Consider the following 16,351-nt stretch of genomic DNA (forward strand, 5'->3'; position numbering starts at 1 on the left):
CGATCTGGAGGTTTTGGCAGCTCACCCGCACCCAGAGGACGGCTTTGCCGGTATGGAGATTCGTGGAGACCTGCTGACCGATAAGGAGAACGCAGGTGCAGCTCTTTTGGATGCCTGCAAGGAGGTCAAAACCTCCGATCCGGTGCAGATCGGCAGCTACCGGGGGTATGCCATGTCCGTGGAATTTTCCGCTTGGAAACAGGAGTATACGCTCCTGCTGAAAGGACAGATGACCCACCGGGCAACCCTTGGTACAGACCCTCGCGGAAATCTTACCCGTATCGACAATGCCCTCGCCCAGATGCCCCAGCGTCTGGAGGCGGCAAAGGCCCAGCTGGATAACCTCTATCAGCAGCAGGTTGCCGCAAAGGAGGAAGTCGGAAAGCCATTCCTTTATGAAGAAGAACTGAGAAGCAAAAACGCCCGTCTGGTGGAGTTGGATACCCTGCTCAACATCGACGGAAAGGGGCAGGCACACACCGAGTCTGTTGTTGCCAAAAGCACACGGCCTTCGGTGCTGGATAACCTAAAACGCCCGGTGCAACCCCGCAGTACAGACAAGAAACCAAAACAGCATGAGGAGGTGCGATAACATGAATACTAACGATCTGAATACAGCTCTTTATGAGAAAATGTCTGATGAACAGGATAAATTCCGGGACTGGCTGAAAAGCCAGCCCCCGGAGGAAATCCTGCACCACACCTATGAGTACACGGTCCGGGAGGACATCGTGATGGCGATGGAGCAGCTGGAGCTGACCGACGCACAGGCACAGGCGCTTTTGGATTCCCCCTCGCCGCTGGCTGATGTGTACCGTTATTTTGAAAAGCTGGAGACCGGCTACATGGATGTGATCCGGGACAGCATTGAAAACCGTGCCGACGATGTGTGCAGAGCTAAAGAGGAACTGCGAACAACACCGGTCTATCCACATTCTGCTGCCTATGCGAGAGAACATGGGGAGCTGGAGCAGTACCGAGCTTCCAACAATGTAAATCGCCAATGCAAAGAGTCCATTGAAGCGGCGGTGCGGGAACACTTCGACGGAATGTATCTCAGTCACGATGCGGCAAAGGGTGTGATCGAGACCTATGGCATGGAGCGTGTGGCGCTGGTCCTTGCCAACACCGTCCAGCTTCAGGACTGGGATGGGCGTTACTCCCGACGCAATAAGGAATGGGCCAAGACCATTCCCAACGATAACCCCGAAACTGTCCGTTGTGGTTATGTCCTGAACAGCCACCCTGCTGTGCTGGATGGTTTTATTGATCTGGTGCGAGAAGAACAGCAGCGCAGCCGTACTCAGGGAGAAAAACTGCAACCGTCCCGTCCCTCTGTACGGGATAAGCTCAAGCAGGAACTGCCTGCCCATAAGCCTGCCGCCCCGAAGAAACGGGAGCCGGAACGATGAGCAGCCAAAAGCGCAAACGGGATGTGCCGGTCCTGTTTTGGGTATCCGCTGCGGAGATGGAAGCAATCCAGAAGAAAATGGCGCAGTTTGGGACAAAAAACCTGAGCGCCTATCTGCGGAAAATGGCTGTGGACGGCTATGTGGTGCAGCTGGATTTGCCGGAACTGAAAGAACTGGTATCCCTGCTGCGCCGGAGCAGCAACAACTTAAACCAGCTGACCCGTAAGGTGCATGAGACCGGGCGGATTTATGATGCCGATTTGGAGGATATATCCCAGCGGCAGGAACAGTTATGGGACGGCATTAAGGAGATACTGACCCGGCTCTCCAAACTTTCGTAACCGGGACAAATACCTCATCTGCGGAGGGAGGAACGGCGTTCTTTTCGCCGCGCCTTCCTCCGCTTTTTCTTTTTGCCCGTATCCTTGTCTTTTGGCTATGAGACAGGGATAATGGAATCAGGAACAGGAACTGTGATTTTGAGAGGAGGCATAACAATGAGGGCATTGGTATTTTTGTTGAAACTGCTGTTGAAGATTTTAGCGGCTCCCGTAATTCTGGCGTTGACATTGTTTGTATGGATTTGTGTGGGGATCGTCTATATCTCCGGTCTGGTGCTGGGGCTTATCAGCATGGTGATCGCCCTGTTGGGCGTGGCGGTCCTGCTGTCCTGTTCCCTGCAAAACGGTATTATCCTGCTGGTGATGGCATTTCTTATTAGTCCCTATGGTCTGCCGATGGCTGCCATCTGGCTGCTGGGCAAGGTGCAGGACTTGAAGTTTGCCATTCAGGATTTGGTTTATGGATAAAATGCGCGGTCACAAAAATGCCAGACAGTGTCTGTTAAATCGCTATATTTACTTCCGTGCTACATTCGTGTATAATGGTAGTACGAAAGGAAGTGATGAATGTGACCAAATCAGAACGGTTTGAGCAGTTAGACAGACTTCTGACCGAGCATGATGGGATGCTGCAAACCGCACAGGTAATCGCCAGCGGAATTGTAAAACCCATTTTTTATGAATATGTCAAAGAGAAAAATCTTCAGCAGGTTGCTCACGGAATTTATGTCTCCGAGGATACCTGGCTTGATGCGATGTTTCTGTTACATCTGCGGTGTGGTCAGGCAGTATTTTCCCATGAATCAGCGCTATTTTTCCATGACCTGACAGACCGGGAACCATCTCCATACGCTATCACGGTGCGCAGAGGGTACAGCACCACTCGCTTAAAGGCAGAGGGCCTTTCTGTTTACACCATCAAACCAGAACTATATGAGGTAGGGCTGACAACTGGCCAAACACCTTTTGGGCATACGGTTCCTGTCTATGATATGGAGCGCACCATCTGCGATCTGCTCCGCAGCCGGAACAGCATGGAAATACAGACGTTTCAAGGTGCGCTGAAGATGTATGCCAGAGGAAAGGACAAGGATCTGCGGACTTTGATGCGGTATGCCGGTATGTTCCGGGTTGAAAAAATTTTACGGCAGTATTTGGAGGTGCTTTTATGATAAAAACAGCAAGGCAGCTAAAAGATTTAATTCGCAATCTTTCCAGAGAAAAATCTGCGGATGCACAGCTTTTAATGCGAAACTATATGATGGAGCGTTTTCTGGAGAGAATTTCCCTTTCTGAATATCGTGACAAATTTATTCTGAAAGGCGGGATGCTGGTAGCGGCAATGGTTGGACTGGATGCCCGTTCCACCATGGACTTGGACGCTACTGTAAAAGGAGCCAATGTTAATGTAGAGGACATCGAGAACCTGATTTCTGCTATTGTGAGTGTACCGATTGATGATGGCGTCAAATTTCAGCTGAAAAGCATTTCAGAGATTATGGATGAAGCGGAGTATCCTGGGATTCGGGTCAGCATGACTACAACCTTTGACGGTGTGGTGACACCTTTGAAGATTGACATTTCCACAGGGGATGCCATTACCCCCAGGGAGGTACGCTACTCTTTCAAGCTGATGCTGGAAGATCGCTCCATTGATATTTGGGCATACAATCTGGAAACCGTTCTGGCTGAAAAGCTGGAAACAATCATCACCAGAACCACCACAAACACCCGCATGAGAGATTTCTATGACATTTATATTCTGGAACAGTTGCATGGGAACACATTGAACCCACAGATTCTCCATGATGCGCTGTGGGCCACTTCTCACAAACGCGGGACAGAACGACATCTTGCAGAAGCTGCCGAAGTTTTTGAGGAAGTGGAAAACAGCTCGGTTATGCAGAAACTTTGGGAATCTTACCGCAGGAAGTTTTCCTATGCGGCAGATCTGGAGTGGAGCATCATCATGGGGGCGGTTCGCAGCTTATACGCTCTATGTGAAAAGGGATCGAGCCTATGAAAAAACACGGTCATTATTGCAAAGTCTGCGGAGAATACAAAGCCAACGAAAAATTTTCCGGCAAAGGCCATGCGGCTCATATCTGTAAATCCTGTGCTTCTTTGCCGCCGGAGAAGCAAGCGGAGCAAATGACAATAAACCGCTTGCTAAATCTCCCCTGGCGATTATCAAAGGAACAAATTTCCTGGCTGAAAAACCGAATGAAAGATAAGCGCCCGGAAGTCCGTGCGCTGGCGAAAGAACAATACGAGATGAGGTTTCCTCCAAAACAGTTAGAGGACACCGATGACGATTTTGATTTTCTTGATGAGAATGATTTTATAGAATAACGAAAGCGGTCTGCACCATGCAGGCCATTTCTTTTTTGGAAAGGAGGCTCCATCTATGGCAACCACACGAATCATGCCGCTGCATATCGGCAAGGGCCGCACCGAAAGTCAAGCAATCAGCGACATTATTGATTATGTGGCAAATCCACAAAAGACCGACAACGGAAAACTAATTACCGGCTATGGCTGTGACAGCCGGACCGCCGATGCAGAGTTTCTGCTGGCAAAGCGGCAGTACATCGCCGCCACCGGGCGGGTGCGCGGAACGGATGATGTGATCGCTTACCATGTGCGCCAGTCGTTCAAACCCGGTGAGATTACCCCGGAGGAAGCCAACCGCCTGGGCGTGGAGTTTGCCAAGAGGTTTACCAAGGGCAATCACGCCTTTGTGGTCTGCACTCACATAGACAAATCGCACGTTCATAATCACATCATCTGGTCGGCGGTCAATACGGATTGTGACCGAAAATTCCGCAACTTTTGGGGCAGCACCAGGGCTGTCCGGCGCTTGAGCGACACCATTTGCATTGAGAACGGACTGTCCATTGTGGAGGACCCGAAACCCCACGGAAAAAGCTACAACAAGTGGCTGGGCGAACAGGCCAAGCCATCCCATCGGGAGCAGCTGCGGGTGATGATTGACCGTGCGCTGGAACAGAAACCGGCAGACTTTGATGCGCTGCTGAAGCTGCTTTCGGAAATGGGCTGCGAAGTATCCCGGCGCGGGAAAGCCATCCGGCTCAAAGCACCCGGCTGGAAGAATGTAGCCCGCATGGATGACAAGCTGGGAGCCGGGTACAGTGAAGCGGAAATTCGTGCGGTGCTGGCCGGTGAAAAACAGCACATCCCCCGTAAGAAATCCATCGTGCAGCCGGAGCAGCCCAAGGTCAATCTGCTGGTGGACATTCAGGCAAAATTACAGGCTGGGAAAGGCGCTGGGTATGCGCGCTGGGCCAAGGTTTTTAACCTGAAACAGATGGCGCAGACTGTAAATTTTCTTACCGAACATCAGCTGCTGGACTATGCGGAGCTGGCAGAAAAAGCGGCGGCAGCCACCGCCCACCACAACGAACTGTCGGCGCAGATCAAGGCAGCGGAAAAGCGCATGGCGGAGATTGCCGTACTGCGTACCCATATCACCAACTATGCCAAGACCCGCGAGACCTATGTGGCCTACCGGAAAGCTGGTTACTCCAAGAAATTCCGCGAGGAACATGAAGAAGAAATCCTGCTCCATCAGGCAGCCAAAAATGCCTTTGACGAGATGGGCGTGAAGAAGCTGCCCAAGGTTAAAGACCTGCAAGCCGAGTATGCCAAGCTGCTGGAAGAAAAGAAGAAAACCTATGCCGAGTACCGGCGTTCCCGTGAGGAAATGCGGGAACTTCTGACCGCCAAGGCCAATGTGGACCGGCTGCTGAAAATGGACGAGGAACAGAAAAAGGAACAGGAAAAAGACCACGGCCAGCGGTGAGCCGGTCATGGTCCAAAGCGTTCGCAGAACGCGCAGCCGCAGAATGAAATTCTGTGTCCAAAGGGGTTTGGGGGCGCTGCCCTCAACAAGCAAAGCGGAGGGGAAAATCACGGCAGGATTTTGCCCTCTGCGGGCCGAGTGTATTAACACCGGCATTGCTTGCCTCTTTTATCACCCCCTGTATCAGGAATTCTTGATAACCGCTTTTATCTGTACCTGTTAGGATTAGCCGATGAGCACATTGCGAGTGTCGGAATAAAGAACTATTTTTCAAAGGTTGATTTATGCTTGATTTTACAGATAGTCCGACAAAAATATTTGACATCATCTTTTGTCCATTCTATACTTAAATATAGTTAGATGTAGCAAACCGACAGGAGGTGTGAGAAATGCACTCTTATGAAAAACAAGCACTCTCTGGTGCGATTGAGATATTATCACAGTCGGAATTGCCAGATAGATTTGAGGGCATGAAGCTATATGGTTTCTCAGAAGAAGCTAAAGATGAATTGCGCCAGGACTGCAAAATTTTCCGACTATCAAATGAAACAGGACACGGAAAGATTACCGTCTATCAGGTTTTTCCAGGTATTGAGCTTTACTATAACGATATGCACATGGGGTATTGCAACCAAAACCAAGCTACCGCAAAAAATATGATAGAGATTAACCACTGTCTGATTGGACGTTTTGAGTGTAGCTTTGGTGAAAACAGTTGTTGCTACATGGCTGAAGGTGATTTATCCATCAGTTCTGGGATGAAGAAAAAATCAAATTCGTGTTTCCCTCTGAACCATTATCATGGTATTTCCATTATCATCAATCTGGATGAGCTACTGCCAGAGGTGCGGCGGATTATGGAACTGCTGAATATTGATTTGAAGTATATTCAAACATATATCTGTGAGGGCAACCGTTGCTGTATCATGCGAGCCAATCCGTCGATTGAGCATATTTTTTCAGAACTTTACCATGTCCGAGAAAAACGAAAACCGGGATATATGAAAATTAAAATGCTGGAACTGCTTTTGTTTTTAAGCGATCTTAATACGGCAGACGAAGTTTTGCAGATGGATTATTTCAATCGAAATCAGGTTGCATTGATTAAAGAAGTGGCGTCCTATATTACGGAGGATTTAACGACACATCACACAATTGAACAGCTTTCTCAGAAATTTGAGATTTCTACAACAGCGCTGAAAAAGTGCTTTCGGGGCGTATATGGAACCTCTGTTTATTCCTATCTTCGTACCTATCGGCTTCAAGTAGCTCAAAAACTACTACTGGAAACAGAGTTGTCAGTGACGGACATTGCAAGCAAAATCGGATATGAAAATCCGAACAAATTTACTTCTGCCTTCAAGGAAACGTATGGAAGTTCTCCAACGGAATTTAGAAAGAGTGTCCGTTTGGATAGGAATGGGTCTGTATGGAGTGGCGAAGAAATCTGAGTTGCATTAAAATATCCTTTGTCAGATAAAAGCAGAAAGAGCGCTTGAGGCTGGCCTATTTTTTGAATAGCCAGTTAGATGGTGCTAACTCTCTGCAAGACAAAGGAGGATTTCCAAATGGAAAATGAAAAATCGACAGGCAACAAGTACACTGTCAAAGACGCGGCAATCATCGGTATCTTCTGTGCGGTCATGTTCGTTGTATTTATGGTCTATTCGACCCTGACTGGCGCTTCTCTGTTCTATTCCATGATTTTTAACGCCGCCGGTGCGGCACTTATCCTCGCACCGTTCTATGTTTACATGTGCATGAAAGTTGGCAAGCATGGCCCCGCCCTTGTCTACAATATCATGTGGGCGATTATCGCCGGACTCATGATGGGGCCGTTTATGATCCCGTGGTTTCTGGGTGGTGGCATCATTGCGGAGCTCTCTATGTGCGGAAAGGGTGCCTACCATGACATTAAGCGCGTGTCTATTTCGTGGGTAATCACAGCATTAGTTCGTGCTGCACACGGGATGTCCGAAATCTGGTTCTTCAAGGACGCATTCCTCGCCACCGGCGTCAGTGAGCAGCAGGTTCAGGTTCAGACCCAGTATTACACTGATCCGAAGTATGTTATTCTGAGCCTGGCCGTTACCGCAGTCCTGGCCATCCTTGGCTGCATGATTAGCAACAAACTGATTGTGAAGCACTTCAGAAAGAGTGGCGCGATTAAATAAACTATGAACATGAAATTTGATTTTCGGACCAAATTGCTTGTCATAGTTCTCACTATGTCGCTTGTGGCGGTGCTCACAAGCGACATTTTGATATACACACTTTTGGGTGTCTTGAGTGTGTATCTGATTATTCAGGGCTTTGGCAGGCAGACAATAAAATATCTGATCGTCTGCGGCATTTTTATCGTGTTGAGGCTGCTTTCCGGGGGGCAGGGCATTACCATCCTTATGCCGGAAATGTTCCTGTTTATGGTGCTTCGTATTTTGATGATGGTTATGGCTGCACAGCCTGTGATCGGTATGCCTCCAGGAGAAGTTGTGGCAGTTTTTAAGAAAATCCACGCTCCAGACGGAATTGCGCTTCCCGTAACCTTTATGCTGCGCTTCTTTCCTACAGTACGCAGTGAGTTTTCTGATGTGTTTGCCTCACTTCGGCTGCGAAAGCTATTGTCATGGAAACACCCTTTGGACGCAATGGAGTATATTGTTACACCTGTTATTTTCCGTTCATCCAGAATAGCCGAAGAACTTGCTGCTTCTGCTGAAAGCAGGGGGATTTCCAATCCAGGGAAACATACTTGCCGCAGAAAGATAGAATTTCAAAAGCGGGATTGGATTATGTGCGCGATTGCTGTTTGTGTAACCGCACTCTATTTTGTGCTGGAAAGGACGGTAGCATAATGGTAAATGATGAAGCAAAGCAATCCGTTATCCAGTTTGAAGATGTATCTTTTGAATATCCGGGAGCTGAAACAGAGAGTATTCAGCATATCAACCTCGACATAAAAGAGGGAGAATTCCTTGTCTTGACTGGAGGAAGTGGCTGCGGAAAGACAACTCTGACACGATTGATAAACGGGTTAGCTGAACAATTTTATGAAGGAACACTGAAAGGGCGCGTCACCCTGTTGGGACGTAGCATATCGGAATATCCTCTGTATGAAATCGGGAAAAAAGTAGGCTCAATCTTTCAAGACCCCAAAAGCCAGTTTTTTGCCAGTATTACAGAGGATGAAATTGCGTTCGGGTGTGAAAATTATGGCGTTTCCTATGAAGAACTGGATGGGCGGGTTTCCAATGCAATTAAGCGTATTAACGGAGATATGCTGCGTGGGAAAGAGATTTATCCCATGTCCAGCGGAGAAAAACAGAAAATAGCGGTGGCCTCCGTCAATGCTGTTGATCCAGAAATTTATGTATTTGATGAACCTTCGGCCAATCTGGATATGTATTCCGTTGAGGCACTTAAAAATCTTATGCGCGAATTGAAGGCGGAGGGACATACCATCGTTGTTGCTGAACACAGGCTTTATTATCTTACAGACCTTGCAGATCGCTTCCTCTACATGGAAAATGGAAGCATAAAAGAAGAATGGAGTCCTGAAGAACTGCTTTCCATGTCAGAAAATAAACGGCAGAAAATTGGAATCCGGGCCGCGGATTTGCGCCATATCGAGGTAGATATTCCTCCCAGAGAAGATAAAAATGTGACATTAGAGGTAAAGCAGCTGGCCTTTTCTTACCGCAAACATCCAGTCTTTCACGACATATCTTTCCAGGTGTATGCTGGTGATCTGATTGCGATCGTAGGACATAATGGAATTGGGAAAACGACGTTGTCTAACATTCTTTGCGGGATACAGAAAGAAAAGACAGGGCAGGTTTTATACAATGGGCAAGAAATTTCCAAGGGTAAAAGAAAGAATTTTGCCTATTTCGTTATGCAGAATACGGATTGCCAGCTGTTTGGAGACAGTGTGGAGGAAGAATTGCTCTTGAACGGTAAAGGAAGTACCCAGGAGCAAAGGGATGATCTGCTGAAATTATATGGACTTTTTGAATGGAAAGACAAGCATCCTGCTACCCTGTCTGGAGGTCAGAAACAACGGCTTACTCTTGCCGTATCAGATTGGATAGATACGCCTGTTTTGCTTTTGGACGAACCTACCAGCGGCCTTGATTTCAAAAATATGATGAGAATATCTGAGCATTTGAAGGCTCTGGCTCAAAAGGGAAAGACCATTTTGATTATCACCCATGATTATGAATTTGCTGCTATGACTTGTAATCGAGTGCTTCATTTTGTTGATGAAGGTCATGCAGAAACATTCCCCCTGCAAGGAAACCTCCCTCGGTTATATTCTTGCCTCATGTGTCAGTAGTTGTGTGTCTGAATGGATAGATATGCCCTGTATGGAGTGGCAAAAACCATAAAATACTTTTATGATAATAGGCGGGTTAGAAGATTCTAACCCGCCTATTACTGCGAAAGGAGCCTTGCTTATGGAGAAGCAAAAAAATGGAGAGCTGTCCAGAATGTTCGGATATGCAGGAAACTACCATGTCCTGACTGTTTTAGGCTGTATCCTCTCCGGGATTAGTACCATTTTGTCTATGCTGCCCTTTGTTTGTATATGGCTTGTTATCCGTGATTTGATTCAGGCATTCGCTGCGGGGGATATATCTCTTGCAACGGAAAGTACTCGTTATGCGTGGATGGCAGTCGTGTTTGCAGCAGCAAGTATTTTAATTTATTTCATCGCGTTGAACTGCACCCACCTGGCGGCATTCCGCACAGCAACCAATATGCGGAAAACAGCAATTCATCATATTGTGACACTTCCGCTGGGATATTTCAGCCAGAACGCCAGTGGACGGCTGCGAAAAATCATTGATGACAACGCAGGACTTACAGAAGGATTCCTGGCTCATCAACTGCCGGATTTGACTGGTGCGGTTGTTATGCCGGTTGCTGTTATTGTGTTGATTTTTCTTTTTGACTGGCGGTTAGGAATCTGCTGCCTGATCCCTATGGGGATCAGTGTCATCTTTCTGAAACAGATGATGGGTGGAGACAATGCACAGTTTATGGGTAAATACATGACTGCACTGGAAACTATGAATAAAGAGGCCGTGGAATACATTCGCGGTATTCCTGTAGTAAAGGTGTTTCAGCAGACAATTTACTCCTTCAAAAATTTCCATGCAGCCATAGAAGAATATGAAAAATTTGCTTCCGGGTATGCTTTGAAATGCCGTATTCCTCTTACCGGATTTACAGTCACACTGAACGGCACATTTGTTTTACTTATCCCGGTCGCTATGTTGATTTTATCTGGAGTCAGCGGACAGGCCGCTTATGAAAATGTTGTACTGGATTTCCTGTTTTACAGTCTGTTTACTCCGGTCTGTGCAACTATGATGAACCGTATCATGTTTGCCAGTGAGCAGCTCATGGCCGCAAAAAGCGCAGTCAGCCGAGTGGAGGAAATTTTACAGGAACAGCCATTAAAGGAACCGGAGCATCCCATGATCCCGGCAGACGCTTCGATTGTATTTTCGGATGTGTCTTTTGCCTATCCGGGTGCCAAAGGAAACGCCTTAAACCATATCAGCTTTGAGGTCCCGGCAGGAAAAACAGTTGCACTTGTCGGAGCTTCCGGCAGCGGCAAAAGTACGGCGGCAAGTCTCATTCCCCGCTTTTATGATGTCCAATCAGGCTCCGTTACGATTGGCGGTGTGGACGTACGCAATATTGAAAAGCAGGAATTGATGAAAAGAGTTGCTTTCGTGTTTCAGAATACCCGCCTGTTCAAAGATACTTTACTTAACAACATTAAGGCGGCCCGTCCAGACGCCACCAGAGAAGAAGTGTTGAAAGCGGCCAATGAAGCACAGTGCAAAGATATTATTGACCGGCTTCCGGACGGGCTTGATACGCTTGTCGGAACAGGAGGCACTTATCTCTCAGGAGGTGAAAACCAGAGGATTGCGTTGGCAAGGGCAATCTTAAAAGATGCTCCCATCATCGTTCTCGATGAAGCCACAGCATTTGCAGACGCCGAGAACGAACATCAGATACAACTTGCCTTTGAGCGGTTGACCAAGAATAAAACTGTTTTGATGATAGCTCACCGGCTTTCTACAATACAAGACGCAGACCTTATTCTGGTATTTAAGGATGGACAAATTGCTGAAAGAGGTACACATGAAGAATTAGTCGCTTTGAATGGCATTTATTCTTCTATGTGGAAGGATTATCAAACTTCGATTGCATGGAAAGTCGGAAAGGAGGGTGAGCAGCATGATTAAAGCACTGAAAAACAAGTATGCGTTAAGCAATCAGGGTGCAAAGGATCTGCTGAAAGGAATTATTTATTCCGTACTGGCAAATATCAGTCTGATGTTTCCTGTTATTCTTCTGGCAATCGTTCTCAACCAGCTTCTTGCGCCTATTTTGGGAATGAATGCGCCGGAGATCAGCGCCATTGTTTATACAGTGATTGGTATTGTGATTTTAGCCGTTGTTTTTATCTTTCACTATTGCCAGTACACCGCAGCATATCTGGGAACTTATGATGAAAGTGCAAGGCGGCGTATCAGTCTTGCGGAAAAATTACGAACCCTTCCACTGACCTTTTTCCACCAGCGTGATATTGCTGATCTGACAAGCACAATTATGGGGGACTGTGCAAATTTTGAACACGCATTTTCCCATACCGTTCCGCAATTTTTTGGAGCGGTTATCTCAACAGGTATTGTTTGTGTGGGCCTGCTGATTTTCAACTGGCAAATGGGCCTGGCCCTTCTCTGGGTAGCTCCGATTTCCTTTGCGATTGTACTTCTGTCACGGAAATGGCAGGAAAAGCTAAGCAAAAAGCATATGAATGCCAGACTGGAACTTGCCGAAGGCATCCAGGAATGCCTGGAGACCGTACAGGATATAAAAGCCTGCAATCAAGAGGAAGATTATCTCCGCAAACTGGATGCAAAGATGGATGCTGCCGAAAAAGCACAGATTTCTTCTGAAATGACGACAGCGAGCTTACTGACAACCGGCCAGATGTTTTTACGGCTTGGGTTGGCGACAGTAATCGTTGTCGGAAATAGTCTTGTGGTAAACGGCAATGCGACCCTTTTTACCTATATTCTGTTTTTGATTGCGGCTTCTCGCTTGTACGATCCCCTTTCTGGGGCAATGGCAAATATGGCAGAACTGTTTTCCGTACAACTTCAAGTGAACCGTCTAAAAGAAATTGAAGAATACCCGGAAGAAACCGGCGAAAAAGAAATCCATACAAACGGATACGATATTACTTTCGATCATGTCCGGTTTTCTTATGAGAAGGACAAGCCGGTGCTGCGGGATGTCTCATTTACTGCAAAGCAGGGACAGGTTACCGCATTGGTCGGCCCGTCTGGTGGCGGTAAAAGTACGGTTGCAAAGCTGGCTGCCAAATTTTATCCCCTGGATGGAGGAAGAATCCTTTTGGGCGGAACCGATATCGCTCCGCTCAATTCAACCATGCTGATGAAAAATTTCTCTATCGTTTTTCAGGATGTCGTACTTTTCAATAACACCATCATGGAGAACATCCGTGTTGGTAAAAAAGACGCTACGGATGAGGAAGTCATTGCCGCAGCAAAGGCGGCTCAGTGTGATGAATTCATTTCAAAATTGCCGGATGGCTATCAGACGGTGATTGGAGAAAACGGTTCTACATTGTCTGGTGGAGAATGCCAGCGTCTTTCTATTGCCCGCGCTCTTTTGAAAGACGCCCCTGTGATTCTCTTGGATGAAGCAACCGCTTCTCTTGATGTAGACAACGAAACTGAAATTCAGAACGCAATTTCCAGACTGGTCAAAGGTAAGACTGTCCTTATTATTGCCCATAGAATGAGGACGGTTGAAGCTGCGGATAACATCGTTGTGTTGTCGGATGGCATGGTAGTTGAAAACGGAACTCACGAGAAACTTATGAAAGAAAATGGACTGTACCGTAAACTGGTCGATTTGCAGACAGCCTCTGCAAATTGGAGATTAAGCGTCTAACTCATAATAAGGAGGTACTGATGAAACTTCATGCGTCCGGCGAAGATTACTTGGAGGCCATCCTTGTCCTCCATAAGAAGATGGGCATGGTACGCTCCGTGGATGTTGCCAGGCACATGGAGGTTACAAAACCAAGCGTGTGCCATGCTGTAAACACCCTAAAAGACGGCGGCTTTCTGACGATGGATGAAGATCACTTTCTTTATCTGACCGATATAGGCCGGGAGGTTGCCGAAAAAATCTACGAGCGGCACTGCTTTTTCCGAGACAGGCTCATCGCCGCAGGCGTTGACCCAAAGACGGCGGAAACTGATGCCTGCCGGATGGAACACAACATCAGTATGGAATCCTTTGAAAAACTTCGGGATTACTATTCCTCTCAAAAGGGAAAATAGCTGGCCTGTACAGCAACGGACAAAGCAATGCGGCCGGGTAATACACCCGACCGCATTATTTGTTAGCGTTATTTTCTTTGGTATCCAACATTTTATCAATCAGGGCAAGCAACAGCTCCTGATCCCGCTGGCTGCATTGTGGAACCAACCGTCTGATCCGGTCAACAATTTCGCTGTCTGTGTTCGTCTGCGGCGCAAGGATTTCATCAAAAGAAGCGCCAATGGCATTGACAAGGCGAATCAAAACATCCAGGCTCGGCTTGCGCCTGCCGCTTTCTATGGCCGCTAAAAAACGAGGACTGATTTCTGCACGCTCCGCAATCTGTTCTCTCTTATAGTTTCGTTTTTCTCTGGCATTCCGCAAGGATGTCCCAAACGAAAAATCTATATGTCGTACTTTTTTATCCACTCTCCGTCACCTCACATAATAATATTTTACGAGTTACAAATATTATGCGGAATGATTGCAGAGTGGCTTTTTTATAGCTACTATGCGTTGCCTTTTTTGCTTAGGAGGAGATGATAATGCAAAAAGACAATGGCCTGCCTGCTCGTGGCAGGTCCTCTTAACGAAAAAAATCTGGCCGTGAAATTGCGCCAGAATCCGAAAAAAACAGTTTCTTCCCTGCCGGTTTTTTATGGCCTGCACAGGAACTATCAGTAGCAGAAAAAGAGCAACAAGATAAAACGGACACTGACATGGGATATTCCCATGCCTGTGTCCGTTTTGTTTTTCTTGTATTTCCACGATGCCGTTCGCCGCCTTCCGAGAGTTTGAAAACCACCCACTTTTCAAACTCTTGGAGGTAACGGCTATGAGTAAAAATCGTGAAGAAAGTACGAATTATTATCTTTACATAGATGGACAGGCTGTGCCGGTAAGCGAACAGGTTTACCGCGTGTATCAGCACTACGAGCGAAAAGAAGAATACTTTTCCTATGATCTGAAAACAGAAAAGTTCCAGAAAGACACTGCAATTTTCCTGCCCAGCAGAGAGGATTCCTATGAGCGCCTGCTGGAAAAGGACAAGCAGTTTGCCGCTTCTGGTCAGCCTGTGGAGGAACAGGCGGTCTCGTCCGTTTGGTTGGAGGAATTATTACAACATCTGTCATCGGATGAGAGGATCATTCTCCACAAACTGTATTTCGAGGACAAGTCAGAACGGATTGTCAGCATGGAGCTTGGAATTTCCAAAACAGCTCTGCATCAGCGTAAAGTCAAGCTGCTCCAAAAATTAAAAAATTTTTTGGAAAACATGGGAAAAGCATAGACCAAAACCACTCTCCCAACGGGGAAATAAGTGAGAGGGTCTATCTCTCTCATGCAGCTTGACAACTGAATACACGGCAGAACAGGTACATAACCCGCGCATGAGCGAGTGCAGGACGCCGCGAAGATGGAGCAGCCAGGAGGTGATGGACAAGCTGTTTCGGAGCGATCGACGTCTCTGTGACCCGGATGGTGGCACATCCGGCGCGATGAGGGCGCGGGGGCTTAAAGATACTTCCTCACGGCCCGCCAAAGACTTGGGGGGAACCCTGCGGCACACGATACGAACGATGCTGCGGAGTTATGACAGCCGCGCCAGCGGAGACCTGTTGTGTTCCCATCGTCAGGGGGCGTGGCAAATATGACGAGTAATCCGAACAGAATAACAGTAGCCGCACCAGGTTTTTATCCGAAGATTTCTTTCAGACTGGTGCGGCTATTTAAGTATTAAGATATTAAGGAGGCGAGAGTGATGTTTGAAAAATTCCATCGAGGTGACATATATTCGGCTGATTTAAGCCCTGGTATCGGCTCTGAACAAAGTGGCTCTCGTCCTGTACTCATTCTTCAAAATAATGTGGGAAATTGTTTCAGTCCTACGATTATTATTGCAGCAATTACCAGTGTAAGCAAAAAAAACAGAAAGTTCCCCACGCATTACCACTTAAATGACAGATGCGGTTTGGTGAAACCATCTGTTGTTATGCTGGAACAGATCAGAACAATCGACAAGTCGAGGTTAAAAAACTATATTGGTCATCTAAACAAGGATGACATGGAAAACATAAACAAGACGCTCTTGTGCAGTCTGGGGATTACATAAAAGTGCCGAAAGGCCGTATCATTTTCAGGCTGTGCAAGTAGAGTTATAATTTCGTTAGGAATTGCGGAGGTGATTCTGAATGGAGAATATCCAGAATAAAAGCGCATTGATTCCTTCAGATGAAATCCGGTCAGAAGAACTTCTGGCGGAACAAAAATTTGAAGCGTTTATCACTTCACTGGCACATATCATCGAGAAATATGGTATGAGAGTGCTGGGCGAGGTTGACGGAGCTGCGTGAGAATCGCAGCTTTACATAGGATATTTTCCAAAAGTAAAT

18 protein-coding genes and 1 pseudogene are annotated in these 16,351 nt (G+C 47.0%); 18 read left to right on the forward strand and 1 reads right to left on the reverse strand.

All coding sequences use genetic code 11. The features are described from left to right. From GPK94_RS16010 to GPK94_RS07445, 15 genes and pseudogenes are all read left to right on the forward strand, one after another. Nucleotides 1-592, forward strand: a pseudogene (locus GPK94_RS16010) (helicase); the annotation flags it as partial. A 1-nt stretch (nucleotide 593) separates the two neighbouring features. Then, nucleotides 594-1,412, forward strand: coding sequence for a DUF3849 domain-containing protein (locus tag GPK94_RS07380; RefSeq protein ID WP_144101178.1), 819 nt, complete (start codon nucleotides 594-596; stop codon nucleotides 1,410-1,412). Next, nucleotides 1,409-1,753 carry a plasmid mobilization relaxosome protein MobC gene (gene mobC, locus GPK94_RS07385; RefSeq protein WP_144101177.1) on the forward strand — a complete coding sequence of 115 codons (345 nt, stop codon included), beginning with the start codon at nucleotides 1,409-1,411 and terminating at the stop codon, nucleotides 1,751-1,753. Before GPK94_RS07380 ends, mobC begins: the two co-directional genes overlap by 4 nt. Before the next feature lie 156 nt (nucleotides 1,754-1,909). Then, nucleotides 1,910-2,221, forward strand: coding sequence for a CD1845 family protein (locus GPK94_RS07390; RefSeq protein WP_144101176.1), 312 nt, complete (start codon nucleotides 1,910-1,912; stop codon nucleotides 2,219-2,221). Nucleotides 2,222-2,316: 95 nt separating this feature from the next. Next, nucleotides 2,317-2,925, forward strand: a complete 609-nt coding sequence (locus GPK94_RS07395; RefSeq protein ID WP_144101175.1) for an abortive phage infection protein — start codon at nucleotides 2,317-2,319, stop codon at nucleotides 2,923-2,925. Further along, the gene (locus GPK94_RS07400; RefSeq protein ID WP_215631448.1) at nucleotides 2,922-3,776 is read left to right on the forward strand and encodes a nucleotidyl transferase AbiEii/AbiGii toxin family protein; all 855 of its coding nucleotides are present in this window, start codon (nucleotides 2,922-2,924) and stop codon (nucleotides 3,774-3,776) included. The genes GPK94_RS07395 and GPK94_RS07400 overlap by 4 nt, the downstream gene beginning before the upstream one ends. After that, entirely contained in the window at nucleotides 3,773-4,105 is a 333-nt protein-coding gene (locus tag GPK94_RS07405; RefSeq protein ID WP_144101173.1) for a hypothetical protein, read from the forward strand. The genes GPK94_RS07400 and GPK94_RS07405 overlap by 4 nt, the downstream gene beginning before the upstream one ends. Before the next feature lie 55 nt (nucleotides 4,106-4,160). Continuing rightward, nucleotides 4,161-5,576 (forward strand): relaxase/mobilization nuclease domain-containing protein, encoded by a 1,416-nt coding sequence (locus GPK94_RS07410; protein ID WP_144101172.1) that lies wholly within the window; start codon nucleotides 4,161-4,163, stop codon nucleotides 5,574-5,576. 389 nt (nucleotides 5,577-5,965) lie between these two features. Beyond that, nucleotides 5,966-7,027 carry an AraC family transcriptional regulator gene (locus tag GPK94_RS07415; protein ID WP_243123626.1) on the forward strand — a complete coding sequence of 354 codons (1,062 nt, stop codon included), beginning with the start codon at nucleotides 5,966-5,968 and terminating at the stop codon, nucleotides 7,025-7,027. Between the two features lie 117 nt (nucleotides 7,028-7,144). Then, nucleotides 7,145-7,750, forward strand: a complete 606-nt coding sequence (locus GPK94_RS07420) for an MptD family putative ECF transporter S component (RefSeq protein ID WP_144101170.1) — start codon at nucleotides 7,145-7,147, stop codon at nucleotides 7,748-7,750. A 9-nt stretch (nucleotides 7,751-7,759) separates the two neighbouring features. Beyond that, nucleotides 7,760-8,431 carry an energy-coupling factor transporter transmembrane component T gene (locus GPK94_RS07425; protein WP_256170970.1) on the forward strand — a complete coding sequence of 224 codons (672 nt, stop codon included), beginning with the start codon at nucleotides 7,760-7,762 and terminating at the stop codon, nucleotides 8,429-8,431. Continuing rightward, a complete protein-coding gene (locus GPK94_RS07430; protein WP_215655377.1) occupies nucleotides 8,431-9,912 on the forward strand; it encodes an ABC transporter ATP-binding protein in 1,482 nt (493 codons plus the stop codon). Before GPK94_RS07425 ends, GPK94_RS07430 begins: the two co-directional genes overlap by 1 nt. A 121-nt stretch (nucleotides 9,913-10,033) precedes the next feature. Then, the gene (locus tag GPK94_RS07435) at nucleotides 10,034-11,842 is read left to right on the forward strand and encodes an ABC transporter ATP-binding protein (RefSeq protein WP_144101167.1); all 1,809 of its coding nucleotides are present in this window, start codon (nucleotides 10,034-10,036) and stop codon (nucleotides 11,840-11,842) included. Then, a complete protein-coding gene (locus tag GPK94_RS07440; protein ID WP_144101166.1) occupies nucleotides 11,835-13,583 on the forward strand; it encodes an ABC transporter ATP-binding protein in 1,749 nt (582 codons plus the stop codon). The genes GPK94_RS07435 and GPK94_RS07440 overlap by 8 nt, the downstream gene beginning before the upstream one ends. Nucleotides 13,584-13,603: 20 nt before the next feature. Beyond that, the gene (locus GPK94_RS07445) at nucleotides 13,604-13,978 is read left to right on the forward strand and encodes a metal-dependent transcriptional regulator (protein ID WP_144101165.1); all 375 of its coding nucleotides are present in this window, start codon (nucleotides 13,604-13,606) and stop codon (nucleotides 13,976-13,978) included. Between the two features lie 55 nt (nucleotides 13,979-14,033). Here GPK94_RS07445 and GPK94_RS07450 read toward each other — a convergent pair whose 3' ends face one another. After that, on the reverse strand, nucleotides 14,034-14,387 hold the full coding sequence (locus GPK94_RS07450; protein ID WP_173690035.1) for a helix-turn-helix transcriptional regulator: 354 nt from the start codon (nucleotides 14,385-14,387) through the stop codon (nucleotides 14,034-14,036). Nucleotides 14,388-14,793: 406 nt separating this feature from the next. Here GPK94_RS07450 and GPK94_RS07455 point away from each other — a divergent pair, with 406 nt between their 5' ends. The 3 genes from GPK94_RS07455 (at nucleotide 14,794) to GPK94_RS07465 (ending at nucleotide 16,312) form a co-directional block, all read left to right on the forward strand. Next, nucleotides 14,794-15,249 (forward strand): sigma-70 family RNA polymerase sigma factor, encoded by a 456-nt coding sequence (locus GPK94_RS07455; RefSeq protein ID WP_144101164.1) that lies wholly within the window; start codon nucleotides 14,794-14,796, stop codon nucleotides 15,247-15,249. A 471-nt stretch (nucleotides 15,250-15,720) separates the two neighbouring features. Then, entirely contained in the window at nucleotides 15,721-16,071 is a 351-nt protein-coding gene (locus tag GPK94_RS07460) for a type II toxin-antitoxin system PemK/MazF family toxin (RefSeq protein WP_055200209.1), read from the forward strand. Between the two features lie 79 nt (nucleotides 16,072-16,150). Beyond that, nucleotides 16,151-16,312, forward strand: coding sequence for a hypothetical protein (locus GPK94_RS07465; protein ID WP_004797315.1), 162 nt, complete (start codon nucleotides 16,151-16,153; stop codon nucleotides 16,310-16,312). The last annotated feature ends 39 nt before the right edge of the window (nucleotides 16,313-16,351 follow it).

Origin of the sequence: Pseudoflavonifractor sp. MCC625 (genome assembly GCF_018784545.1) — a bacterium.
GTDB classification, from domain to species: Bacteria; Bacillota; Clostridia; order Oscillospirales; family Oscillospiraceae; genus Pseudoflavonifractor_A; species Pseudoflavonifractor_A gallinarum.